Here is a 25810-nt window from a genome sequence, read left to right as displayed (position 1 = left end):
AGTTTTTTTATTTAATGTTTAGCTGATAAGCATTGAAAACTAAAGAACTTCCATTAGTGTCTGTGTTTAATGTCAGTTCTGAGAAGTTTTCATTCGGGAAGAAGATTTCTGTGAGGACTTTTTCGCCGTCGTTGAAGAAGATTTCGATAGATGCTTTGTCAATAATCAGCTTCATTTTTGCATTGGAATAGACCTGACTGAGTGGTGCTTTGGTAACAGATGTTGCGTAATTTTTCCCGAAATCTGTTTTCCCCGATTTGGAGCGGTCTATGAACAGTTCTTTTGCTTTGTTATCAATCCCGAAAAGGACTTGCTCTCCCAAAGTATTTTTCAAGGCGAAAGTGTATTTTCCTGAACTCATTTTTTTTAAATCTAAGTCGATAATGGCTTTGCTGAGGTCAATTTCCGATTTACCGACCAATTGATTTTCTGCTTTTATATTGATGGTTTTCCGGATTGATTTTTCATGATATTTTTTCAGCTGAGCAACGGGAATATTTTTAAGAATATACCCATCCTTTGTTTTTTTGAGTGAAACTTCCCTTGCCACGGTCATACTGCTTCTCCAGGTTTCTGTAGGAACTTCCTGCGCATATTCCCAATTGCTCATCCAGCCAATAATGATTCTTTTATCCTGAGGAACATTATCAAAGGAAACACTTGCATAATTATCTTTTCCCCAATCCAGCCAGGCTGCTTTTTCTTTGTTGAGCTGTTTTGTGAATAATTCGTCTATTTTAAAGGTTTTGCCATCAAAATCTCCGACAAAATATTGTCCGGCAGAACCATTATTCGGACCACCCGGATTGATATTCACAATCAGAACCCATTTTTCCTCATTTGAACCTTCAAGTTTCAACGGGAATAAATCAGGGCATTCCCAAACGCCGCCGTGACCGCCCAAATCTTTCCCGAATTCGGATTGAAAAGTCCAGTTTTTAAGATTTTTTGAGGTGTATAAATGCGCTCTGTCCTGCGCTGCCAAAGCCATTACCCATTGTTTTCTTTTGGCATCCCAAATGACTTTCGGATCACGGAAATCACGGATTCCAGGATTTTTCAATACTGGGTTTGAGCTATATTTTGTCCACGTTTTGCTGTTGTCAAGCGAATAAGCGATTCCCTGAGATTCCACGTCAATTTTGCCATCTTTTTCACGGTTTGGATTGTGATAGGTGTAAATGGCAACCACAGGATTATTTTTGGAATCTCCAAAACCAGAAGTATTATTTTTGTCCACAACCGCACTTCCTGAGAAAATGTATCCCAAATCATCAGGATAAAGTGCAATGTCAGTTTCTTCCCACTTCACAAGATCTTTGCTGGTCGCATGTCCCCAATGCATCGGTCCCCATTTGTTTCCATCGGGATAATACTGGAAAAAGAGATGGTAAGCGTCATCTTTATAATAGAGTCCGTTTGGGTCGTTCATCCAGCCTTTTTTGGGCGTAAAATGAAAATTGGGACGGTAAAGCTGTTCTTCCGATGGTTTGGAATCTGACTGTGCGTGGAGTCCTGATTGGAAAGTGGCAGCGATAATTAAGGTTGATATTATTTTTTTCATTAGGATTATTTTTCTGTTTCACGCAGATTTTGCGGATTTGGCAGATTTCAATTTTTTTTGGTTGGATTTGACTTTTTTTTTGATTTTTTTGAACCTGATAAAGTTTTCATTCAGATATGTAAGTGAGTCAAATATTATTTTTTATGACAAGTCTTGTTTTATACCGAATCCCGCAGCCCGACCTGAGTGGAGCACTTTTTCTGGCATTGCGGATGCCGGATATTTCTTTTTGAAGTCTGAACTTGCTTCGCAATGCCGGAAAAAAGCGGGAACGGAGGGCGGATAAAGCTGCCCAAATTTCTGTTATAAATTATTACTCGCTGATTTGGCAGTTCTACAGAATTTTTTATTCTTTCGTTAATGTTTTGCTCAATTTTTCCAGGGAAACGCCTTTGGTTTCGGGCATCATAAAAATCACGAACAACAACTGGAACAGCATCGCAACCGTAAAGACTAAAAATACAGTTCCAGCTCCTATAGTGGAGAATAATGTGGGAATGAGCGACGGAATGATCGCTGCCAAAACCCAATGCGTAGAACTCCCAAAAGCCTGTCCGGATGCGCGGAGATGATTGGGGAAAATCTCAGAAATGAAAACCCAGATTACCGTTCCCTGTCCGATGGCATGCGAAGCGATGAACAGGAATAAAAATACCGGAATTGCCAAACCTGTCCAATGGAAGTAAAACGCCATAGATACGAGTCCCAGCGAAATAATATACCCGATAGAGCCAATGAACATCAATGTTTTTCTTCCCACTTTATCAATAAGATTAACACCAACGAGTGTGAAAACCATATTGATAATCCCGATTCCGATGCTGCTGAGTAACGCCGTTTTTTCGCCCAAACCTGCCTCGCCAAATATTCTTGGAGCATAATATAAAAAAGCATTGATTCCCGACATCTGGTTGAAAAATGCAACAAGGAAAGCCAATATCAATGGGAATCTATACTTCTTCATAAAGATATTTTCCCTTGGCGAATCGGCGTGGTCGTCTTCCATCTGTCTTATGAGTGTTTCAGAATCCTGATCAGGACTCACGATTTTCATTACCTTTTTGGCTTCTTCTATTCTGCCTTGTGAAACGAGCCACCTTGGACTTTCCGGAATGATAAAAACGCAAAGTGTGTAAATTGTTGCCGGAATGGCCTGCACTCCCAACATCCAACGCCAATCATTATCACCAATTCCACTGAGCAGATAATTGGATAAAAATGCCACTAAAATCCCCAAAACAATATTGAACTGATATAGGGAAACCAATCTGCCACGGTCTTTTGCGGGAGCAATCTCGGAAATGTATGCCGGTGCAGCAATGGTGGATGCACCAACGCCCAAACCGCCCATAAATCTGAAAAATGCAAATATATAAGGATCATTGGAGAAAGCAGTCCCTATGGCAGAAAGTGCGTATAGAACGCCAATTGCCAAGAGCGTTTTTTTGCGTCCGAACTTGTTGGTCGGGATTCCACCGAAGATAGCGCCGATAACCGTTCCCCATAATGCCATTCCCATCACGACTGCTCCGTGGAAAGCATCTGAACTCTGCCAAAGCGCCTGTAGTTTTTTGTCGGCTCCGGAAATCACCACCACATCAAAACCGAAAAGAAATCCTGCCAATGCAGCGGTAACAGACCACAATACAATTTTATTCATCTCAAAGAAATTATTTATTTGTTTGTGGCTAATATATCCTGAGATGGTAATGGGAAGGTCTAATTATGTAACAAAATATTTCGTCAGGGTTAATTATTTGTTAACACATTATAATTATTTAATAATCAGAAACTTATAATAAATTTATTTTAAAAAATTATAAAGATGTTTCAAAAATGTTACATCGATCTATAGAATTGTTTCACTGTTTTCTAGCTTTTTGAAAAGTGATACCAATTTTTATTAATAGCATATTAACCAAATGTGTTTATCAATTACACAAAATTATATTTAGAAAAGAACTGATAAATATTAAATGGAAGTTATCAATTAATTTTTTATACCAAATGTTTAATTAACTTCACCTCTTTCTTATTTTCATTAATTACTAAATTAAAACCTAATTTAGAAGCAAATTTTATTGCTTTTGAATTGGATTTTTCAGTTTTTGCCACAATAGTCTGCACATTATATTTATCCTTCGCCAAATTTATTAGTATCTTAAAAGCATCTGCCATAATCCCTTTACCCCAAAATTCAGGCTTTAAGGAACCACCGATTTCAATTTCATTTTTAAGCTGATTCCAATGATGAAGTGCACAATCGCCTATTATTTGATTTTTATTTTCAATCATTCTAATTGTAAAAATCTCATTACAACGCTGCAAAATATCTTGTGTAAAGTCAATTGCTAAATTCTCATAATCATTATACGAATCCGGATAATATAAATGATAGTATTGTTTAAAATCCTGTATTTGGAGTGGAATAAGAAGTATTTTATAATTGTCGGGTTTCATATCTCTGCTTTTTTTTTCGGTTTCGATTTTTTTAGCTTCCCATTAAAATACAGACGATAATTCAGCCGGAATTCAAAATCATTTTGTTTTTTGAAACCTTTTTACAAAAATAAATAACACAATAAAATATTATCTAATTAAAATTTATATGAATGTCCGTAACTGATAATCATTTAGTTTTAAGAGTTTGCTTGTCATAGGAATCGGAATGATAAAATGACTGTTGATTTAGAGTTATGATTAAAAACGGACATTCATAAAATTTATTTTGAAAAGTATAAACCTAAATAAAATTATCATTCATTACCCGCACTCTTCCTGAAAACATTGGGCGACACACCAAACTTGTTTTTAAAAACCGTGGAGAAATAATTCGGAGAAGAGAATCCTGTTTTGTAGGCAATTTCGGAAATAGTCAGCTCGGGGTTTTGAAGCATCGATTTTGCCTGTTCCAGACGAATGTTGCTGATATAATCGCTTACACTTACATCAAACATCGCTTTAATCTTTCTGTAAAGCTGAATTCGTGAGATATTCAGCAGATCTGCAAGATTTTCTACGGAAAATTCTGCATTGTCGATATTGGTTTGGATAATTTGGTTCAGGTTATTGACAAAAGTCTGCTCGATACTTCCGAACGATTTGCTGTCTACAATTCTGCCGATATTATTGGTGTAATAATAGCGTAGTTTTTCACGATTGTAAAGCAATGCCCGTAAAGATTGCGTAAGAATCGGATAGCTGAACGGCTTGGTAAGATAAAGGTCAACACCGGATTTCAGACCCTGGAGATAAGATTCTTTATTATCTAAAGCTGTTAGCAAAATGACGGGAATATGAGAAGTTCTAAGGTCATTTTTCAGAATTTCACAGATTTCAAAACCGTTTTTGTCTGGGAGATTCACGTCACAGATGATAATATCAGGAATCTCTTTCAAAGCTTTGTCAATCGCATCTGTACCATCAGAAACCATTACATCAAATTCAGATTTCAGCTTATTACTGAGGAAAAATGACAAATCTGAATTGTCTTCCACCAAAAGTAAAGAATACCGCTCAGATTGATTTTCCGGATTGGATGGAAAAATTTCACTTTCTATTTCTGTAAAAACCTCATCTTTTGCCAGAGTCTCCGCATCTGTCACGCCCGGTTCTTTTATCATTTGATCTTCGTTGAAATGCTTATTGCCTTTATAGAGACTAATGACAAATTCTGTTCCCTGAAAAGAGCTGACTTCGATTTTCCCGAGATGAAGTTCCACAAATTGGCGAGTGAGATGAAGACCGATTCCCGAGCTGTTTTTCCGATTGTTGGAACCTTTGAAATACGCCTCGAAAACGCTGCCAATTTCTTTTTCAGGAATTCCGATGCCGTTATCTTTAAATTTAATAACCACATGATTGCCTTTTTCCAGAATCGTAATTTCGATTTTTCCGTTGTCTGGTGTAAATTTGAAAGCATTAGACAAAAGGTTGAAATACACTTTATCCATCAGATTCCGGTCAATATAAAGTTCCTGGTTTTTGTTGGCAGAATGAATTTCAAACCTTATATTTCTCTTTTTGGCCTCATTCTCAAAATCCCTGAAAATCCCGTAAGTAAAATCGTAAATATTGGTTTTCGACACCCGAAGATTAAATGTTTTATTCTCTATTTTCCTGAAATCTAAAAGATTATCTACCAAACGAAGCAAGCGGTTAGAATTTTTATTGATGAGCTCAATTTCATATGAAGGTTTTGTACCTTTGCTTTTAAAGGTATCTTTCAGCGACTCTAAAGAACTCATAATCAGCGTTATCGGTGTTTTAAACTCGTGAGACAAACCTGTAAAGAAATTGACCCTTGCTTCGTTGCTTTGCTTGAGTTCATCGGCAATCATCTCAATCTGGTTCCGCTGAATGGTGATTCTTTCGTTGGTAAGCGTCAATTGTTTATTTTTGATTTTAATAGCATAAATCAGGTAGATGGAATAAGCGACCAGACAAAACATTAATATCAGCAAAACGACCGACCAGCGAAATAGTTCCTTTTGGGAAGAATACAATTCGGTCTGTTTTTTCACGGCGTTGACCTGATTTTCTATCACACCTTGCTGCTCGATAATTTTGTCAAACTGATTTCGCATAATTTCGGCATTCAACCTGTCAATAATGGTTGTGCTGAGTTTGATGCGTTTCAGAGGCGTTTGCCCATTGTAGATTTTGATGGCCGTTTCAATCGCTTCTGCACCACCTGTAGGATAAAGTAAAGTTGCGTTTAATTTTCCATCTAAAACCATCTGAATTCCGCCGTCTTTGGTATTAAGGCCATCGACACCGATGAATTTGATTTGATTTTCCAGGCCTTCGTTTCTTGCAATTTGCCACGCCTGAGAAGCAAGCTCATCATTAAAAGTAAAAACGTATAAACTCTGATTTCTCAAAGAATCCAGCGTTTTTCTGAAAGCTTCTGCGGGAAGGCCTTTGAAAGTTTTTATCAATTCGGCATCTGGATTATTTTTGATGGTCTGCCCGAAACCTGAACTCCTTTCAACCGTTGGTGAAGAATTGTCGTCACCTTTTATTTCAATAATTTTTTTCAGATTTTTAGAATCAGAAAGAATGTATTTGGCTGCTTCTTTTCCTATTTCAACATTGTCTGCACCAATGTAAGTTGTATATTTTGAGGAATTAATTTTCCTGTCGACGAGAATAACAGGAATTTTTTTTTCAAATGCCTTTTCTACAACCGGAATCAATGAATTGGGTTCAATGGGAGAAATAATGATAATATCTACTCCGCTATCAATCATTTTTTGAATATCCTGAATCTGTTTTTTAACAGAACCTTCTGCTTTGCTGATGCTCAATTCCACCTCAGAATGCAATGATGCCTGAATCGCCATCGAGTGATTCATCGACTGTCGCCAAGGATGATTTCCCAAACCTTGCGAAAAGCCTATATTTATTTTATCTGATTTTTCGGAAGCATTTTTACACGCCGATAAAGTCATCAGCAACAAAAGTAAAATTGCACAAATCCTGAGAACGCCAAATTCGCTAAAAACTTTTTTCGTGGACATATTAACACAATATTAATAAAGATGTTTCACACCCACAATTTTTGGTTATGCTATTTTCTGTTAAATGAAAGTGAAATCGTTTGGGTAATAAAATACAGATGTTACAATTTTGTAAGTCTTGTAACATCTATATAAACTTCACCATATTTTCAGCCCATCATTATTCAAAAAACATTGATGGATAAGGCTTTCTTTATTAAATTTTGTGCGTAAAAACAAAATCAAATCATTTTGAACAATAAATGAAATATCAATTCCATTGTAGCGATAGAATTTGATATTTTATCCTTTACCATTTTTGACTTTGATAAGAACTACCGACAAAGACGCCATTAAAAATAAAATACCTGCCATCATAATAGCATTTGCAGGATTATTGCCTAAAAGATTTTTATAGATAAAACCGAATGACACAGTCTGGATCAACATCGGGATAACGATCATCATATTGATAACGCCCATATAAACGCCTCTTTTCTCCGGAGGTATGGATGGAGAAACCATCGAATAAGGTAATCCCATCATTGCAGCCCATCCTATTCCGAAAAGAACCATCGGCAGTAAAATTGTGTATTCATTATGAATAAAAGGTAACACCAATAATGAGAAACCTGTTCCCAGAAGACAAACGGCGTACACATTTTTGCTGGAAAATTTAAGTGCAAACGGAATCAGAAGCAATGCCGAGATCATCGTAATGAAATTATAAAAACCATTCATCAGCCCGGTTTGTCCGACTGCCGTTTCTACCAGGTTCAATATATTTTTTGCCCAAGACATATCACTTTGTGAAACTGATAATCCGCTTTTTGAAAGTTCAATAAAATGATTGGCTTTCTGTTCATCATTTTCAGAAACGCGATATAGAGACTGCTTGATCATTGGCGTAGCAAACTGCCAGTAACAGAAAAGCGCATACCATTGAAACAAATACACCAAAGCCAGTTGCCAAAGTATTTTCGGCATTTTTATGATTGCGGTAAAAATATCAACAAACGGTGTAAAAACTGTATCATTTTCTTTTTCTGCTTTCAATTTTACAAGTTCTTCTTCTGTCGGAGGAATTTCCGGAGTTTTGTAAACCGACCATACCACGGATGCTATCGAACAGAATGAACCTAAGAAAAATGAATAATAGACCCAAACAGGAATACCTCCGGACTCAGAACTTCCTCCGAAATATTTCTGGAAAACAAACAGCGAGAGATTGGCCAGGGTAATACCACCCCCTACGAAGAGACTCTGCATCTGGAAACCGTAGGTCTGCTGTTCTTCGGGAAGTTTATCGCCGATAAAAGCTCTGTATGGCTCCATTGCCGTATTATTTGCTGCATCCAAAATCCACAAAAGACCTACTGCCATCCAAATTGAAGAACTGAATGGAAAAACCAACAATGCAAGACTACAAAATATTGCACCCAGCAAAAAGAAAGGTTTCCGCCTTCCCCATTTCACGCTCCATGTTTTATCACTTATCGCTCCGATCAATGGCTGGATCAGCAATCCTGTAACAGGACCTGCTAAATTGAGAATAGGAAGCTGCTCTGCGTGAGCTCCTAAAAATGAGTATAAAGGATTGACGGCTGTTTGTTGAAGACCGAAACTGTACTGAATCCCGAAAAAACCGACATTCATATTCCAGATCTGCCAAAAGCTAAGCTTGGGAATTAATTTTTTAGTCATCTTTTAAGGCTTTACAATTTGATAATTTTTCCCTAGTATAATATCTGCTTTTTCTTTGAATTGATGGATAATATTATGTTCAATATCCAAAACTTTTTCAACAAAATCGCTCTGCTCATCACGGTTTCTATCCATTCTGTCTTCATAGGTATCTTTATAATTCCGGTCTATGAAAATACTGAAATCAAACGCATCAATATTCAAAATATACGTCCCTTCGACAATAAGAACTTCAACATTTTCCAAATCAACAGCTTCTTTCGAAATCGTATTATTCTGATAATGAACCAAAGGTTTTTCAATGCCCGATATTCCTTCTTTGAAATGTTGTATGTTTTCCTGAATAATATCCAGATGAACTTCACCCATCCCAACGTTATCTAAACTTTTTTGTCGGTTTTCATGGTTGCTTTTCGGCGGAAGTTTGAAGTAGTCGTCCATTTGAATCACATAACTGGTAATATTGTTTTCTTCCAAGACTTTTTTCAAAGCATAGGCTGTGACCGATTTTCCACTGCCACTTTCTCCGCAGATTCCTATTGCCCGTTTTTCAGCATGCCCATTATTTTGCTTTATAATTTTATAGATATTTTCTGCTGTCTCCAGATGTCTCTGCTCCAAATTAATTACATCTCCAATCATTTTTTGATCTGTTTTAAAAATAAATATTTTTCTTTTATAATTGCTCAATCATCAGCATTATATCTTCATCAAAAGATATCCTGAAGCCGAAAAACACAGCTGATCTGTTCCTGAAGGGATCAACTGGTCTGTAGAATAGTACTCTCTGAAACTTGAGCCTTTTTTATTCAGAAGATTCTCATATTGATTTAATATCTTCAAAGGAATTTCACTGTGGCCTCTTTTTTTCAATCCCAGACAAAGCCATCCAAGGTAGATTGGCCACGAACCTCCGTTGTGAAATTGATAAGGCTGGTTTTTAAAATCATAGCTGTAATTGTTTTCCAGCAAAGTCCAGTCTGCATCTTTCGGGAAGATGATCGGATAAAAAACGGGAAGCATCCAATGGCTAAATTCTTTATTCAATTTTTCTAAAAACTGAGTAAAAGCATCCAGATCTATATCAAAACCTAAAAATATTGCTAAAGCATTTCCTGCAAGATCGAAGCGTTCATCATAGCCGTTGGCGTTCAAAGAAGCCCAGAAATATGGTTTTTCGCTGGCTTTCTGATAGGCAGTCTGGTGGTATTTGATTTCATCAGAATTATTTTTCCTGAAATTATTTTCTATCTGTTTTTTTGTGCGATCAGCAAGAATTTTAAGGTCTTCGTCATCATAGACTTCCGCAACATTTTTCATAGCCCAATAACGGAGTACGTTATCATACAAAACATAACCAGAGGTCACATATTCATCTGCCCAGTTCCCGCCAAGCGGACTGTACAAAAGACCTCTCTGATTGAATTCCCAGGTTTTCAAGCAAGAAAGCGCTTTGTAAATTTTTTCTTTTAAAATATTCTTCAATGCTTCATCTTTTGAATAGATGATGTACTCGCAAGCACCGATGATCCACCAGATTGTGGCGTCTGTTCTGCCGACAAGCGTTCCGTAGCTGGCTTTATTTCCGTAAACATTGGATGGGATCTGACCGTTTTCTGCCTGAAAATCTGCAAGTGTTTTTATAGATTTTTGCAAACCATCAATGATCATTTGATTTTTAATAAAAATTCCTGTGATCCCCGTCATCATAGAATCTCTGGACCAGACTCTCGCATAATTGTCCTTTTTCTCGGAAGATGCAAGAATCCCCTGTTCTGAAATGGCCTGCTCTATAACGTTCAAGGCTTCTTTTGTAAACATATATTTTTATAAATATGATTAAGTAAAACTAACAGCAAAATATACTGTTAGCTTACATTTTAAATTTATTTCACTTTGATAATAACTCTCTGAAAAGTTATCATTCCTTATTAAAAATCAAACTTTACGCTCGCTCCGATAGTTCTTCCGGGCAATGTTCTCGCTCTGATGATTCCGTTAGTTCCCTGCAAAGTTCCCTCTTCTGCCTCGGTGATCGCTAATGCATTGAAAACGTTATTGGCATTGACATTAAGTGTTAAATTTTTCAATACTCTGTACGAGATATACGGATTTACGATTACATAGCCCGGCATGATCAACTTATTGCTGTCCTGAGTAAAAGCTTTTGTAGACCCCACTGCGAAGAAGCCAAGGCTTAATTTTTCAATATTCACATTCGGGTTGAAAGAATACATTAATTTCGGAGTTCTTCTAGGCATGTTTCCTATGATGGTCTGATCGATCGCATTTTTGATTTCGGCGTGTGTATAGGTCAATCCTGCTTTAATGTCAAAGTTTTTACTTATCTTGTAGAAACCGTCCAACTCTACTCCAAATGACTCATACTTATTTTCTGTTCTCAACTGTGTGGTCGCTTCGTAATTGGCTTCTATCGTTCTTGCCTGAAACAGGGTTGTATTCAGGAAATAATTTGAACCTCTTAATTTGTAACCCACTTCGATCTGATTCAGTTTATTGACTTTTACAGCATCCAATGCCGGATCATCATTATTGGTATAGTTGTAGCCTGCGAAAAGAATTCTGTCGGCAGAGGCGCTTCCACCCTGACTTACTCTTGCAAAAACTGCATTATGAGAATCCAAAGCATAATTAGCTCCGAAAGAATATCCGAAAATACCGTATTTATAATCAACAGGAACAGTTCCGTCTACAACAGCCACAGCAAGTTCGGGCGTTTCTATTGTTCCGTTTTGATTAACATCTATAACACGGGTTGTATTTTTGATTCCGGCAAAACTACCCGATACATTACCAAAGTCATATCTTGCCCCAAGATCCAGGGTCAATTTTTCAACCGGATTGATTTCTATCTGAGCGTGAGGAGCAATTACAGAATATTTAGTATCATAATTTCTGTTCAGACCTCCCCACTCCGGAACGCCGTAATGTAAAAGTCCGTTATCTGTAATTTTGGTTCCTGTATTGCTCACAATATCTACAAGACGCGCATTGTGGTCAGAAACCTCCATCAAGTAGGTATTCCAGTTCCACGAGAGATTGATATTTTGTGAGCTGTTGTAAACACCGGTATTAAGTTTCACTTTATTCCATTTTTTACTGATATTCAAATCACTGAAAAAGTTGTTCAAATTATTGAGTTTGGTGTTGAACAAAACCGTTTTCATATATTTTGCATTGTTATCGACTGCTGTGTTGGTTACCGAATAAACTGCGCTGCCATACCCCGCAACAGATTCCAAAATTTCTGATTTGCTTCCAACCGACGCTGGAAAAGGTGCCAAAAACTGACCTTCGTTTGCCGCATATCTCGCTTTGGCATCTATTTTCCAATCTGAACCCAGATCGTAATTGAATTCTAATCCGACCGTCTTTGATACTGAATGCATCCCGTCACGAATGTCGCTTTTCAAAATCTGTCCGTTTCCGCCAATCGTAAGGTCATTTTTAAAATTGGAAGACTGCAAAGCACTCGTTAAAATATTAAAATTGCTGAGCGAGCTGTAATCCGGATTAGAATCTGAACCTGAAACCGCTATTGGCATCGGCATATAAGCTGCAGTACGGTCGTCCAGATATTTACCATAAACTCTGACACTTCCCTTTTCGAATTTCTTCAATAAAGATAATCTGAATTGCCCTCCGTTGTTGGATGTGTAGCCTGTCTTTCTGGGACCATCTCCGCCTCTGTAGAAACCTCCTACTCCAATGTAAAAGTCTTTTCCAAGTGGAGTTCCATAGTCTATATCTGTTCTGAAGTTTTTATAATTCAATCCTACTTGCTGGGTAATGCTGCCGCCTTCTTTTTCGCCCGTTTTTGTGATAAAGTTGATGATCCCAGCCGGAGAATTGGACGCAAAAACAGAAGCAGAACCTCCTCTCAAAGCTTCCACACGGGATATAAAAGAATCAAATCTTGTAAACTGATCCTGCGTTCCAAAAGCAATATCACCAAACTGCATCACCGGAAGACCATCTTCCTGGATCAAAAGGTATCTTGAGCCTCCTGCAGAAACAGGAACACCTCTTACTGTAATGTTTGAATTTCCTTCGCCACCTGAAGATTCTGCACGTATTCCGGGAATGGTTCTGAAGATCTCAGCCGTCGTTCTGGGTGCCGAATTAATAATATCAGCAGATTTCAAAGTAGAAATTGAAGTACTGGTCTTGATCGAATTTTTAGGATTTGAGTTCCCTGTGATGACCACCTCATCTATAACTTTATCTTTGGTTGATATTGTATCTGTTACTGTAGTCTGGGAAAACATAAATGCTGCAATATTCATTGTCCCGAAGATCAGTAATTTCTTGATTACCTGCGATTCCATAATATTTTTGTTTTTGTTATGTCTCAAAAGTATTTTTTTTAGTATATCAAAAAACGATTTTGAACTGATCATTAACATAGTATTAATTTCAAACGGTTGCGCAAACGGTTGCGGTTGATAACTTTAAAATAATTTAACATTTAATTAAGAAATAAGCCGCTTTATTTTAACAAATATTAACAAAATATTTATGGATAATTATTCTTAATTTATCCAAATAATTGATCCAAAACTTAAAATGAAGAGAACTACCATAAAAGACCTTGCAGAAATGCTAAATATAAGCACTTCCACTGTTTCGAGAGCGTTGAAAGATCATCCTGATATCAGTAGTTCTGTGAAAACTAAAGTTAGGGAAGCTGCCGAAACATTCAATTATGTTCCCAACGATTTTGCCATTAATTTCAGAAATAAATCCTCAAAAATCATTGGCCTTATCGTTCCTGAAATATCGATGTTTTTCGTACCATCGATCATAAATGGCATTTCACAGGTATTAAATAAGGAAGGATACCGGTTTTTTATTTTGTCGTCTAACGATTCATTCGAGACTGAAAAAGGCCACGTCGAAACCTGCATTAATTCCCGAGTAGACGGAATTCTAATGTCATTAACAAATGAAACGACGGATGCTGAACATCTGAAACGACTAAAAGAAATGGATATTCCGACTGTCATTTTTGATAAAACCGTGCCTCAAAATCTTTTTGGAACGGTCATTTTCGATAACAAAAAAAATTCTGAGCTCTCTGCCGAAAAACTCATTAAACACGGCTGTAAAAATGTACTTGGGATTTTTGGTGATGAAAACCTGGAAATCACAAAAAGCAGGCTGAAGTCTTTTAAAGAAAAGATCCTGGAAGTATCTGACATTCAACTACAAATCATATTTTGTAAATCTCCCGATAAAGTGAAGGAAAAAATAGAAGACCTTTTAGATTATAATAAATTCGATGGATTTTTTGCAATGAGCGATGAAACATTGCTGGGTCTTCACAGCTCCCTAATAAAAAGGAATCTAAATAATACCGATGTAAAAGTGGTCTCGATAAGCGAAGGAACACTCCCGAAATATCTTGATGAAACCTATGAATACCATATCAACGACGGATTTGAGATGGGATCGTTTGCTGCCACAAAATTAATCGGTCTGGTAACCAAAGCAAATACAGGAACTTCTGATCCGATCTATTATCTTTAATTTTATTTCCATAATTAACAGAACCAATAAAAACACAACAAATGAATAAAATAACAATCTTAACTATGACAGTACTCGCTACTCTGTTTTTTTGTCAAAAAAATGACGAACAAAATCCTTCAGACACAGAAATCGTCTATACAATGCCCGAAGAATCGGATGCACACGAAGGAACCTGGTTGCAATGGCCTCACCAATATCAATATGGTGTTGCTTATCGTAACAGCTTAGATCAAACCTGGGTATCTATGACAAAAGAACTGGTCTCAGGTGAAAAAGTACATATTATCGCATACAATCAAACTGAAAAAGATAGAATTATTGCTTTGCTGAATTCTGCAGGTGTTCCATTGGCAAATGTAGATTTCAAAATTTATAAAACAGACGATGTTTGGATAAGAGACAACGGACCAATTTATGCAAAAGACAAAAATGGAAATTTAGTTATTCAGGATTGGGGTTTTAATGGTTGGGGACAAAAAACAGATGACCAATCAGGATAGCCAATTGGTTTTGTAAACTGCAATGCAATTCCTTCAAAAATTGCAAAAGACCAGGGCAAAACCTTAATTGACATCAATGCCATAATGATAAACGAAGGCGGAAGTGTAGAAATTGACGGTAAAGGAACTTTGATGGCTTGTAAAAGTTCAATTTTAAACAACAACAGAAATCCCGGAATGTCACAGGCACAAGCTGAAAATATCTTTAAAAAATATCTGGGTGTTACCAATTTTATCTGGCTTGACGGACAAGCTGGACTTGATCTTACAGACCAACACATAGACGGATTTGCAAGATTTGGAAATGCTACAACAATTGTAACAATGGAAAATAACGACTTGTTGGATTTTGACGTAAAACAATCAGATATCAATAAACTTTTATCAGCCAAAAACAAAAATGGAACTCCTTATACATTTTTAAAAGTTCCTTTAACACAGAATAATGTTGTAACTACAAACGGAACTAATTTAGGGTATAAAGGTTCCTACGTAAACTATTATATTGCCAACAATAAAGTATTAGTTCCCAATTATAATGATCCGAATGACGCAATTGCAAATAGCATTATTCAAACTCTTTACCCAACAAGAACCGCAGTTGGTATTGACGTGAGGAATTTGTACGAAAACGGAGGAATGGTACACTGTGTAACACAGCAACAACCCCAATAATAAAAAATGAATGTCAGTTTTTAATCACAATGCCAAAATAAGCATTCATTTTGGCATTCCTAAAAAAACTCAATACTCTAAAATTAAAGCAGTTGAGATTCTACGAAATGACAAACATACCCTTAAAACTAAATCATTAACAGTTTTTTATGTCTCTTTAAGAATAACAAAGTGACTATTTGAGTGTTAAAATATTCGTATATCTTATCCAGAAAACTTTATTTTAGAGAAAATCAGTTTCAGAAAATAAAAAATCCGTGATATATTTCTATATCACGGATAATAAAACTAATATTAAATATTATTGTGTGTTAATTCCACTAAATTCTGCCTGTTTTATTGCCCAGGCTAGAGCGTTAGCAAAAATAATTGAATTCTGAACCTGCATACTTCCTGCTGTATAACCATTACCCGCTGTACCGTAGGCAGATTTTTGAACAGGGAAGTAACCTCCGGAACTTGGAGCAACAAAAGGTTCAATTGTATTACTAAGATATTGGTTTCCGTTTGCATTTTCGTTGCTTAAGAATCCTCCATCTCCAAACCAAATATAAGATAGAGATGAGTGTCGTAAACCAGTAACTCCAGTTCTGGCAGTCGCACTGTTAATAGGCTGCGCAAAACTATAAGGTATGAATCCACTGGTAAGTCCTGTTATATTTATTGTGGTAGAAGCATCTTCACCCCAGTTTTTGCCTCTCACATCTCCAAAAGGACCATTTAAAACAGGATCATTTGTATTTGAAAGCGCATACACAGAACCTGCTCCTGAACCAGTACCTGCAGATATTGTAGGATCAGAGTATACCGCTCGCATCAAGTTTTGAGAAGATGCCGCATCATCCTGAAATTGAATTAAAACACCTTTGTTATTCAGATAATTTGCCAGATAGCCAGCCGCAGTAGCATCTGGTGTATAACCAAACCCAATGATAACAACATCTGGTTTAGTATTTAGCGCTGTTAGTAATGTTGCATTTGAAGGTGCTGCTCCTAAAGAAGTATGGGTAAACCCTGCAGATTTCACTCTGCTTGTTGTTGCAGTTCCAAAATTGGTAGGAGAATCCATCAAGCTTCTTGAAGGTCCTGTAAAAGCACTGTAACCGTATACTGACTCAGTTCCTATATGTAGCACTTTTTTTACAGGAATCGTCATTACAACTGTCACATTACATGTGCTTGCTCCGTCTGCACTGTTAGAAGTAATTGTCATTACCTTATCTGCCGTAGAAGTTGGAGTTCCTGTACCAGACAATGTTACATTCTGATTACCGGTAGCTGTAAAGGTTCCTGATACACTGAAAGAAATTCCGTCTACTGTGTTGGTGGTAATAGAATAGCTTCCCAAAGCACTTACAACAACAGGTAATGTAATTGTATTAGCTGCGCCCAGAGCCGTTCCTTTTGTATAAACACCATTTACTGTTGCAGTTCCGCAAGACACTGTATAAGTTCCTGCAGAACTTAAAACATTTACAGAGATGGCAGGTGTACAGGTAACACTTACTCCGTTGGCAATAAGCTGTATATTATCAGTTTGCACAGCAGCAGGAGTACCCTGTCCCGGAATCTGTACAGTTTGTACGCCGGTATTTAGGAAAACACCTGTCCCGTAGAAATTATATCCGTTGCTTGTAGTCCCGGAAATCGTATAATTACCAATCTTGGTAACGTTTACTGTAATGCTTAAATAGTTGGAACTCGTTAATGTTTTTCCTTGAATATAAGTTCCTACAGCCTGACTACTGGCACAGTTAACCGTAAAAACCGATTTACCTATTTGCCCGCAGACACTTTTCCACTCATTATCTGCAAGACTCCAGTAGTTGTAACAGTCCTCTGTCGTATTGAAAATAGTAAGACCATCGTCATTAGCCGGATTTATCGTAATTGCGTTTCTTTGAGCTTCCGTAAGTCTGGGAATAAGTATTCCTTTATTATTGTTTCCGGAGACAACATCTAAAACTGAATTGGCATTTGGAGTTTCTGTATTTATACCAACCGCACCATTGGTGCTTTGAGAAAAATAATTTCCGCATATGAGAAGTAATGCAAAAAATAAAGTTCTAAATTTTAAATTCATAAATGTTTTTTTCATAAGTAAGTTGTTTAATAATATTTTTTTTCATTCTACAATTATAACAGGGTGATGAAAATGTACTCTCTGTTAATTTAATTAATGTGTAAAATTAAACCTGATTGAGGGATCTTTTAATATTTACATTTAATCAGTACAAATATATAATGTATTACAAAAATACGAGGCTACGCATCTACGCAATTCTACTCACTGCCCAAAATCATTCTATATTTTAAAATTTTGAGTATTGTAAATATACAGGTTATAAGTATACTACACAATATATATTTTATAATATTCAGAAAATTTTATTGAATTTTTGTTATTTTTTACACCACATTTACACGAATACCGCTTCCATACTGACTTATATTAATGAAATTAATATTTCCAATTACAATTTTTATTGCTTTTTTAGGTGTTATTATAAAGAAACTTTATACACCATCGCCCGGTGATTAATTGCTAAGAAAGACAAAGAATTGATTTATTTACTATAAAATAAATCAAACAAAGACGTTTGATTTCGTGTAATCATTTACTTATTTCGAAATGTAAAAATCAAAGATGCACAACACTGCTTATATTATTATGGCTTTTGGTATACGGCACGATTTCCTGTAATTTTATAAAAGCCACCACTTGGTAAACCGGAATCTGCATCTGCCGCTGCATCATTTGCATATTGTGGGATAGCTTGTGTGAGCTGAGAGAAATTGATGGTTCGCAAAACTCCGCCTGTGTCTGCTACAACAATTTTATCAGATGTAGCTCCCGATATGGATGGTAAGTTGATAATCTGAACATTTCCACTGCCCACAACCAATTTATTGACGGGGTTAAGTGCCTGGTTTTCATTTCCTATACCCATATTACCATTTTTCAAAACAGTGACAGCATTACTGTTATTACCAAAGCTTGGCCCATTCCCTAACTGAAATATAGGCTCTGTCGGTATCCAGTTTGCAGCATCCGTACTCGTGATAGAATTATTAGAACCAAGTACAATCTCACTGTAAGAATTTGAAACTAAATTACTACCCAAAGTTACAGAATACTGTCCCTTTGCAGTTGTTTGACTACCTATTGCCAATGCATTTTGACCATTTGTAAGGTTTGAAAACCCCATTGCTAACGAGCTAGGTGCAGCAAGTTGGTTAAAATTACCTAATGCAACGCTATATTCGGAAGTTGAAGATGTAACGGCTGTGTTATTTTGTCCAAAAACAGAAGTATAATTCCCTAAATTTGAACTATTATTACCTACTGTAATACTATAATTTCCACCAGCAATATTTCCCTGCCCAAAAACTGACGAATTAGACCCCTGAAATATATTATTTTCATTACCTAATAAGAATGAATTAGAGTCAGTAGCATTATTCAGAATATTGCTATTATTACCTATTACAATAGAATTATTTTGGGATACAGCACTACCATTCCCTATGGCAATAGATTGATTTGAATTTGCGAAAACAGAAGAACCCAAAGCTATCGATTGAAGAGCTTTACCATGAGCATCTTGCCCGGCAGCAAAAGAAGAGCTTCCTTCAGCTGTAGAAGATGTTCCAAATGCAGCAGAATTATTACCAATCACCCAAGTACCATTTAGTTCATTAGGATGACGCCCACCTCCCCTCACAGCACCACGTACGTCCAGTTTTGATACCGGTACACCAGAACTGAAATTACCTATACCAACATTGCCGTTTTGATAAATATTTTGTGTATTGCTTGTTGCCGGAGTTGTGGAGTTTTCCAGATTCCAAGGTTGCATTCCAGAGGTTGCCGATGAGTTGAAAGCAACCCAAATACCGGCAACAGAAGATGTCGGCTGACTGTAATAATAGTATCCAGGTGCAGTAACATTGATTGTTTTACCAGCCGGAGTTCCTCCAACCGCAGAAGTCGCATACACAATGCTCGCGTTTTGTACTTCAGAATATGCGGCATCTTTTGCTTTCAGCTGGTCTCCCGTTAATCTAGGTGCTATAATACCGTCTGCTGCAGTTACAGTATTAGGCTTTCCTATAACATCCAGCGTAGTGCTCGGGGAATCTGTATTAATTCCGACTTGTGAAAATACAACTCCTGAAGTCATCAAGGTTGCAATTAATAATAATTTTTTTTTCATATGTTCTGTATTATTTTTTCAGTTAAATTATTTAATGTTAAAAACTGAACCATAATTATTTATTCTTCCTGTTCAAATCATATATAAGCAATTCAAACATCACTTGTTATTATCCAAATACTTATTGATCCATTTATATAAAGTGGTCTTTGGTATTTTATATTTATCTATCACTTCTTTTTTTGTCATTTCCTTTGACGTTATAAGAGACAGTATGTAATCGATAATTTCTTTGGTATAGATATTTTTGCGGAATTGAGGAAGTTCTGATACCTTTTTGGGGGAATTTTGATGGATAACAGTATTATTTACAGGTGCATACAGAATAAGATGCTGTGAAAAATATCTGAAAAAATCATATTTTAAAAGTTTGCTCCACTGCAGCAGCAAGTCACTGTTTAAGCTGCTTGATTCATACATAGATGCAATGCCATATTCATCTGATTTTAGGAAGTTACAAATACGAGACATTTCAATACCTGATTCTTTTACTTTTATTTTAATAATTTCACCAATGTGTATATTTTTAAAATCCATTTTTATAATATGTAGCCAATTAAAATTAATTTCAGTTTTCCTTTTTTTTTAAATTACGTTACAGGCAAGATTTACATTTATGTTATTTGTAAAATAAGTGAGAAAGTATAGTTATACTTTCCCACTTAAGATTAAGCCGGAAATATTTTTTTCCATTTAGATAATGTGTTTCGACTTAATTTAAAATATAAAGACACTTGTGTATTATTTAAACCTGTTTTTTTCTGATACTGAATAATTTCTGTAATATCAGAAGTACTATAGGCACGATGTTTTTGATTAAAGGTTTCTGTTTGTTTGTCAATTGTTCCAAAAATTAATTTATTAAGCCGGATGATATCTAAATTATTTAAAGAACTTTTTTCAAGTATTTTTTTACAGCAATCTTTTTTATCAGGATATTTTTTATCAATGATATCTGAAAATATGAGTTTATAATTTGGCGTTGATTTGTTCATATGTTTTATACAGTTATATCAGTATTATAAAAAGGTATATAAAATTGATAATGAGCGGTCTTTTTTTAAAAGTGATTGAAAAACAAAATCAGAAAACTCTATTTATTGATTCAAAGTTTTTTTGACTTAAATTTCATTCCGCTTACCAAATTACACAGGTGGTTATCATAAATATCTGAATTCAAAAATATTAAAATACCTCTCATAATCACATCAAAACACATACGCAATACTACGCATCTTCATTATTAATCCAAATTGTAAGAATTATATTTTACGTATGAAATTATTTGTATTATTTTCTTGATTAATATTTAATTTTTTTGTGTGATTTTATATTTATACTTTCAACTGCTTTAGCCATTTTTTTGTATATAAAAAAGTTTTTTTTCATATCTGAATTTTATTTCATTTAAGACCCAATTCACGCCTAAAAACTCAATTATACTGGGATTAATCAGCAGAATATTAAAAACAAAAAAAGAAAAATATCACTCACATATTTTAAAGATAAAAAAGAAAGAATCATACTGAGCTAAATTAAAGTCACTAAAATATTACCTTAATTAAAATGTTCGTCGTGAACTGTTTTTTGCCGGTCTGTTGATAAAAAATATTTTATATTTCAATATGATTGCCTCAGTTTATTGCAAAAAAAAGTCATATACTCATGGAAGGATTAAAAATAAGTACAAATGCGTACCTTATCATATTTTTTCACTATGTATCAGTCATCAAATTACACCTGATAAAATAAACCTTCACCACAAAAAAAGAGAAAACTTTTTTTAGTTTTCTCTTTTTTGAAATGAATAATTTATATAGAATTTGTGTTTAATCCTGATCTAGTTTTGAGTTGTTTTTTGTGTCTTTCATTCTCACATATACAATCAAGGAAAAGAAAATACATATGGTGATATACCAGTAGAAATAATGCTCTACACCTGCTTGTTTAAACCAAAGTGCAACATATTCTGCGGTTCCGCCAAAAATTGCTACAGTTAATGCATAGGGCAGACCAACACCAAGCGCTCTTACTTCGGAAGGAAAAAGCTCTGCTTTTACAATTGCATTAATTGAAGTATAACCACTCACAATAATTAAAGCTAACATGATTAACACGAAAGAAGTATACATTGAAGTGGTATGACTTAAAGCTGTAAGCAGAGGAACTGTACATATTGTACCCAAAATTCCAAAGCCTAAAAGTAAAGGTCTTCTTCCTATTTTATCAGAAAGTCCTCCAAAAACAGGCTGCAAACAGGCAAAGATGAAAAGAGAAATAAAAGAAATCAGAGTAGATTCTTCTCTGCTTAAGTTCACCGTATTTACCAAAAACTTCTGCATGTACGTGGTATAAGTATAGAAAGCCAGCGTACCGCCAAGAGTAAGACCCACCACCGTGAGAAGAGCCTGTGGATGTTTAAGAAGTTCTTTTATACTGCCTTTTTTTTCTTGCTTAATATCTTTTTTATTTTCAAAAGCCTCTGTCTCGTGCAAACTTGACCTCAGATACAATGCGATGACAGAAAGTATGGCCCCAATCACAAACGGAATTCTCCATCCCCAGTTTTCCAATTGGGTTTCTGTAAGAAGTAATTTTTGTAAAATCAATTGAATTCCTAAAGCTATAAGCTGCCCGCCAATTAAAGTAACATATTGAAAGCTGGAATAAAAACCACGCCTGTCTTCAGTAGCCATTTCACTAAGGTAAGTTGCCGAAACACCATATTCCCCTCCTACACTTAATCCCTGTAGCAAGCGCGCCACCAAAAGCAGTATCGGAGCCAGGACACCAATAGTTTCATAAGTAGGAGTAAGCGCAATTAGTAAAGAGCCAAAAGACATTAACAGTACAGAAAGTGTCATTGCTTTTTTTCTTCCAATTCTGTCTGCAATACTTCCAAAAAGCCATCCTCCTACAGGACGCATTAAAAATCCTACCGCAAAAATTCCTGCTGTATTCAGTAGCTGTGCAGTCATATCCGAATCTGGAAAGAACGAATGAGAAAAATAAATAGCAAATGCTGCATAAGCATACCAATCGTACCATTCTACTAAATTTCCGACCGAACCACCGATAATGGCTTTAATTCTTTCTCCTGTTGTAATTTGTTTTGTTACTTGTGTATTCATAATTGCATTAGTTACATTTTAATATAGATTTAAATATTTATTCTCTGTTATAAGATTACAAAAACTACTGTTTGCAGTCATATTTTCTCTGAGACAAAAAAGAGACAACAAAACCTATCATTCTGAAAATTTTAATAGCGACTTCAAAATGAAAGGATTATTATTAAATTTTAGTTTAAAACTTCTTTTAATCTTTCTTTATCTAAACGTTTTTCCCAGTTTGAAACTACTATTGTTGCCACTGCATTCCCAATAAAATTGGTCAAAGCACGGCATTCCGACATAAATTTATCAATGCCAAGGATTAATGCCATTCCTGCAATTGGAACTTCGGGAACAACGGCCAAAGTTGCGGCCAAGGTAATAAATCCTGCACCAGAAACACCTGCAGCCCCTTTAGAACTCAACATTGCCACCAAAAGCAAACCGAGCTGATGCTCCAAAGATAAATCTATGTTGCACGCCTGTGCAATAAACAAAGCTGCTAAGGTCATGTAAATATTAGTACCATCGAGATTAAAGGAATAGCCTGTCGGCACAACCAACCCGACAACCCCTTTTTCACATCCGGCATTTTCCATTTTGGTCATCAATCCGGGCAGCGCAGGTTCAGATGAACTTGTACCCAATACCAGAAAAATCTCATCTTTAAGATATTTCAGTAATTTGAAAATATTAAATCCGTTATACCAAGCTACGCTTCCCAAGATTAAAACTATAAATAGCGCAGAGGTCAAATAAAATGTTCCGACAAGCATTATGAGATTTTGGAGAGACTCTACACCGTATTTTCCAATCGTGAAAGCCATTGCTCCGAATGCTCCTATGGGTGCAACTTTCATCAGAATTTCCACAATTTTAAAAATCGGAATCGTAAGGTTTTGAAGAAAATCATTGATAGGCTGGCTTTTCTCTGACGTAATAGCCAACGCAACACCAAACAAAATGGCTACCAATAAAACCTGCAGAATATTATCACCCGTAAGAGGACTGAAAAGCGTTTCGGGTATGATATTGAAAATAAAACTAACGATAGAATTGTCGTGCGCTGCTTTTACATATTTCTCAACTTCTGCACCATTTAAAGTACTTGGATTAATGTTTAAACCTTTACCAGGCTGTACCACGTTGCTTACAATCATACCAATTACAAGTGCTAAAGTAGAAAATGTAAAAAAATACAGAAATGCTTTTCCTGCAACTCTTCCTACCTTTTTTAAATCGTTCATTCCTGCAATTCCTGTAGAAACCGTAAGAAAAATGACGGGTGCAATAATCATTTTGACTAATTTGATGAAGCCATCACCCAATGGTTTCATTTTTTCTCCCAAATCGGGATAAAAATACCCTAATGAAACGCCTAAAAAAATGGCACAAAGTACCTGAAAATACAATTGCTGATATATTTTTTTGGGTTTTACTGTTTTTTGTTCAATATCTATTTTCATGTTTAAATGTTATTCTTAATAATTAGAAAATTTGTATTTGATAATCGTATTTATAGATTGTAACTGATTATATAACAATTTGAAATAATAAAATAAATTCCCCTTTTCTGTCAAATATTTTTTTTGTTGTTGCATCATAAAGCGGTCTTGAGCTGTATTGTAATGCTATTTTTGCATTTTGTCCATAAAAATAGAAGCTTGTACCCACATCATAATAACTCCCTTTTTGCTCCAGTGCTTTCATATCTTTCAGTGAATAATTGAAAAACGGCTGCACTTTCATCACATTACTGAATTTTGGCAGTACAAATCCGGTTTGTATAAATAAAATATTACCTGTTCCCATCAATACTCTGTTATTTCCGGCACCTTCGAGTGCTCTGCTTCCTGTAAATGCAGGATCTGCCGTTCCCGGATTGATGAGACCGCTCATCCTGATATAATTGGGACCGTAGTTGTAATTGTAAAGCGCTGAATAAAGTGTAAGACCCATTTCCTTCGCTTTATTCCCTATCGGAAATTCCCCATAAACATCTGCTCCAAAAATAGAAGAATTATGGGTTTCAAAAACCGTTGCTATTGGCTGGCTTATGGTTGCTTCTTTATTGCTGTAAAAACCTGCTCCCATATTCAGAACTTTCTTTTTTGCAAGACCGTTTCCTGATAAAAATGAGACCGAAGTAACTTCTTTTTCAAAAAACTGATAGTAGGCATAACCTGAATAGGAAAGTTTTCCGCTTTTGTTGTTATCTACTGCTGCACCTCCTACAACGGGTGTATTACTGGTAGCAAAAGGCTTATTTACACTCAATCTGTAATTAATTCTCTTAAAATCTCCGTGTACGAAAACCCCAATCTGGCGTGCGAATTGATCAGCAACCTCTATATTTGGAAAATTAAAAATCGGAATATCGGCAGCCAGCATTTTTGTTGTGCTTGCATTTGTAAGTCGGCTCACTCCGTTCCAGGAATGTAGACCTGCTCCTATGTAGAGATTGTTAATATTGGGTTTCCCGGTGTAGAAATTATTTCTTGGTATTATGGCAATTTCATTATAGGCATCATGAAAAAACAAGCTTGGTTTTTTTCCCGCTCCAAATGCACCAGTTCCTGTACCGCCTCCGGAAATAAAAGATTGGTTATTGATACCGACCTGCAAATACACCGTGTAGAAAGGAGTCAGCTGCGTCTGCATCGTAACCCTCATTCTTCTGATACTTGCATCATACGTATTGTCTTGTGGATTGCCATTGACGAGAGTTCCGGGATTGTTTTCAATATTCCTAAGCCAAATCTGGCTGTTTATCCCAACCTTTACCCATTTTTCACCTTTACTGTCAATATTAAGTTTCAGTTCACCTATATCGAGAGGATTTTTTTCAGGAACATTAGTTTCTTTCTGTTTTACTGTTTGTAAACTATCTTGTGCATTGATCAATGTAAGTGATAAAAATGCAGTAAGTAAAATTAGTTTCTTCATTGGAGCTTTTATTTGTTGCCAATGAAAAAAGAAATTC

16 protein-coding genes and 1 pseudogene are annotated in these 25810 nt (G+C 35.8%); 2 read left to right on the top strand and 15 right to left on the bottom strand.

Features of this window, described 5'->3' with window-relative positions; all coding sequences use genetic code 11:
• Nucleotides 1–7: 7 nt before the first annotated feature.
• The 8 genes from ACOOWA_RS11255 to ACOOWA_RS11220 all read right to left on the bottom strand — a co-directional run bounded on the left by ACOOWA_RS11255 (nt 8) and on the right by ACOOWA_RS11220 (nt 13118).
• Nucleotides 8–1564 (bottom strand): glycoside hydrolase family 32 protein, encoded by a 1557-nt coding sequence (locus ACOOWA_RS11255; RefSeq protein WP_421375296.1) that lies wholly within the window; start codon nt 1562–1564, stop codon nt 8–10.
• A gap of 346 nt (nt 1565–1910) precedes the next feature.
• Nucleotides 1911–3224, bottom strand: coding sequence for a sugar porter family MFS transporter (locus ACOOWA_RS11250; RefSeq protein WP_421375294.1), 1314 nt, complete (start codon nt 3222–3224; stop codon nt 1911–1913).
• A 338-nt stretch (nt 3225–3562) separates the two neighbouring features.
• Nucleotides 3563–4024 (bottom strand): GNAT family N-acetyltransferase, encoded by a 462-nt coding sequence (locus tag ACOOWA_RS11245; RefSeq protein ID WP_421375293.1) that lies wholly within the window; start codon nt 4022–4024, stop codon nt 3563–3565.
• 296 nt (nt 4025–4320) lie between these two features.
• Entirely contained in the window at nt 4321–7086 is a 2766-nt protein-coding gene (locus tag ACOOWA_RS11240) for a substrate-binding domain-containing protein (RefSeq protein ID WP_421375291.1), read from the bottom strand.
• Between the two features lie 282 nt (nt 7087–7368).
• On the bottom strand, nt 7369–8769 hold the full coding sequence (locus ACOOWA_RS11235; protein ID WP_421375290.1) for an MFS transporter: 1401 nt from the start codon (nt 8767–8769) through the stop codon (nt 7369–7371).
• A 3-nt stretch (nt 8770–8772) separates the two neighbouring features.
• Nucleotides 8773–9411, bottom strand: coding sequence for a uridine kinase family protein (locus tag ACOOWA_RS11230; protein ID WP_421375288.1), 639 nt, complete (start codon nt 9409–9411; stop codon nt 8773–8775).
• 57 nt (nt 9412–9468) lie between these two features.
• Entirely contained in the window at nt 9469–10590 is a 1122-nt protein-coding gene (locus ACOOWA_RS11225) for a glycoside hydrolase 100 family protein (protein WP_421375287.1), read from the bottom strand.
• A gap of 110 nt (nt 10591–10700) precedes the next feature.
• Nucleotides 10701–13118: a TonB-dependent receptor gene (locus ACOOWA_RS11220; RefSeq protein WP_421375286.1), complete on the bottom strand. Its 2418-nt coding sequence runs from the start codon at nt 13116–13118 to the stop codon at nt 10701–10703.
• 238 nt (nt 13119–13356) lie between these two features.
• Here ACOOWA_RS11220 and ACOOWA_RS11215 point away from each other — a divergent pair, with 238 nt between their 5' ends.
• Both ACOOWA_RS11215 and ACOOWA_RS11210 read left to right on the top strand, forming a co-directional pair.
• Complete coding sequence (locus ACOOWA_RS11215) at nt 13357–14319, top strand: LacI family DNA-binding transcriptional regulator (RefSeq protein ID WP_421375285.1); 963 nt, start codon at nt 13357–13359, stop codon at nt 14317–14319.
• 41 nt (nt 14320–14360) lie between these two features.
• Nucleotides 14361–15497 (top strand): annotated as a pseudogene (locus ACOOWA_RS11210) (agmatine deiminase family protein).
• 301 nt (nt 15498–15798) lie between these two features.
• Here ACOOWA_RS11210 and ACOOWA_RS11205 read toward each other — a convergent pair.
• The 7 genes from ACOOWA_RS11205 to ACOOWA_RS11175 form a co-directional block, all read right to left on the bottom strand.
• Nucleotides 15799–17595, bottom strand: coding sequence for a hypothetical protein (locus ACOOWA_RS11205; protein WP_421375284.1), 1797 nt, complete (start codon nt 17593–17595; stop codon nt 15799–15801).
• A gap of 571 nt (nt 17596–18166) precedes the next feature.
• Nucleotides 18167–19714 (bottom strand): hypothetical protein, encoded by a 1548-nt coding sequence (locus tag ACOOWA_RS11200; protein ID WP_421375283.1) that lies wholly within the window; start codon nt 19712–19714, stop codon nt 18167–18169.
• A gap of 99 nt (nt 19715–19813) precedes the next feature.
• A complete protein-coding gene (locus ACOOWA_RS11195; RefSeq protein WP_421375281.1) occupies nt 19814–20251 on the bottom strand; it encodes a transposase in 438 nt (145 codons plus the stop codon).
• A gap of 131 nt (nt 20252–20382) precedes the next feature.
• Nucleotides 20383–20709 (bottom strand): helix-turn-helix domain-containing protein, encoded by a 327-nt coding sequence (locus tag ACOOWA_RS11190; RefSeq protein WP_421375279.1) that lies wholly within the window; start codon nt 20707–20709, stop codon nt 20383–20385.
• 834 nt (nt 20710–21543) lie between these two features.
• A complete protein-coding gene (locus ACOOWA_RS11185; RefSeq protein ID WP_421375277.1) occupies nt 21544–22845 on the bottom strand; it encodes an MFS transporter in 1302 nt (433 codons plus the stop codon).
• A 170-nt stretch (nt 22846–23015) separates the two neighbouring features.
• On the bottom strand, nt 23016–24293 hold the full coding sequence (locus ACOOWA_RS11180) for a dicarboxylate/amino acid:cation symporter (protein ID WP_421375275.1): 1278 nt from the start codon (nt 24291–24293) through the stop codon (nt 23016–23018).
• Nucleotides 24294–24360: 67 nt separating this feature from the next.
• Nucleotides 24361–25773 (bottom strand): porin, encoded by a 1413-nt coding sequence (locus ACOOWA_RS11175; protein ID WP_421375274.1) that lies wholly within the window; start codon nt 25771–25773, stop codon nt 24361–24363.
• Nucleotides 25774–25810 lie beyond the last annotated feature (37 nt).

The sequence above is a fragment of the Chryseobacterium sp. GP-SGM7 genome (assembly GCF_049166575.1).
Lineage (GTDB): Bacteria > Bacteroidota > Bacteroidia > Flavobacteriales > Weeksellaceae > Chryseobacterium.
This window is presented reverse-complemented; position numbering and strand designations above follow the sequence as displayed.

Bases quoted from the DNA above. Each gene is read 5' to 3' on its own strand.
- ACOOWA_RS11250 (WP_421375294.1), bottom strand. From the start codon at position 3,224: ATGAATAAAATTGTATTGTGGTCTGTTACCGCTGCATTGGCAGGATTT.
- ACOOWA_RS11200 (WP_421375283.1), bottom strand. From the start codon at position 19,714: ATGAAAAAAAAATTATTATTAATTGCAACCTTGATGACTTCAGGAGTT.
- ACOOWA_RS11180 (WP_421375275.1), bottom strand. From the start codon at position 24,293: ATGAAAATAGATATTGAACAAAAAACAGTAAAACCCAAAAAAATATAT.
- ACOOWA_RS11205 (WP_421375284.1), bottom strand. From the start codon at position 17,595: ATGAAAAAAACATTTATGAATTTAAAATTTAGAACTTTATTTTTTGCA.
- ACOOWA_RS11215 (WP_421375285.1), top strand. From the start codon at position 13,357: ATGAAGAGAACTACCATAAAAGACCTTGCAGAAATGCTAAATATAAGC.
- ACOOWA_RS11230 (WP_421375288.1), bottom strand. From the start codon at position 9,411: ATGATTGGAGATGTAATTAATTTGGAGCAGAGACATCTGGAGACAGCA.
- ACOOWA_RS11220 (WP_421375286.1), bottom strand. From the start codon at position 13,118: ATGGAATCGCAGGTAATCAAGAAATTACTGATCTTCGGGACAATGAAT.
- ACOOWA_RS11195 (WP_421375281.1), bottom strand. From the start codon at position 20,251: ATGGATTTTAAAAATATACACATTGGTGAAATTATTAAAATAAAAGTA.
- ACOOWA_RS11235 (WP_421375290.1), bottom strand. From the start codon at position 8,769: ATGACTAAAAAATTAATTCCCAAGCTTAGCTTTTGGCAGATCTGGAAT.
- ACOOWA_RS11255 (WP_421375296.1), bottom strand. From the start codon at position 1,564: ATGAAAAAAATAATATCAACCTTAATTATCGCTGCCACTTTCCAATCA.
- ACOOWA_RS11175 (WP_421375274.1), bottom strand. From the start codon at position 25,773: ATGAAGAAACTAATTTTACTTACTGCATTTTTATCACTTACATTGATC.
- ACOOWA_RS11190 (WP_421375279.1), bottom strand. From the start codon at position 20,709: ATGAACAAATCAACGCCAAATTATAAACTCATATTTTCAGATATCATT.
- ACOOWA_RS11240 (WP_421375291.1), bottom strand. From the start codon at position 7,086: ATGTCCACGAAAAAAGTTTTTAGCGAATTTGGCGTTCTCAGGATTTGT.
- ACOOWA_RS11185 (WP_421375277.1), bottom strand. From the start codon at position 22,845: ATGAATACACAAGTAACAAAACAAATTACAACAGGAGAAAGAATTAAA.
- ACOOWA_RS11225 (WP_421375287.1), bottom strand. From the start codon at position 10,590: ATGTTTACAAAAGAAGCCTTGAACGTTATAGAGCAGGCCATTTCAGAA.
- ACOOWA_RS11245 (WP_421375293.1), bottom strand. From the start codon at position 4,024: ATGAAACCCGACAATTATAAAATACTTCTTATTCCACTCCAAATACAG.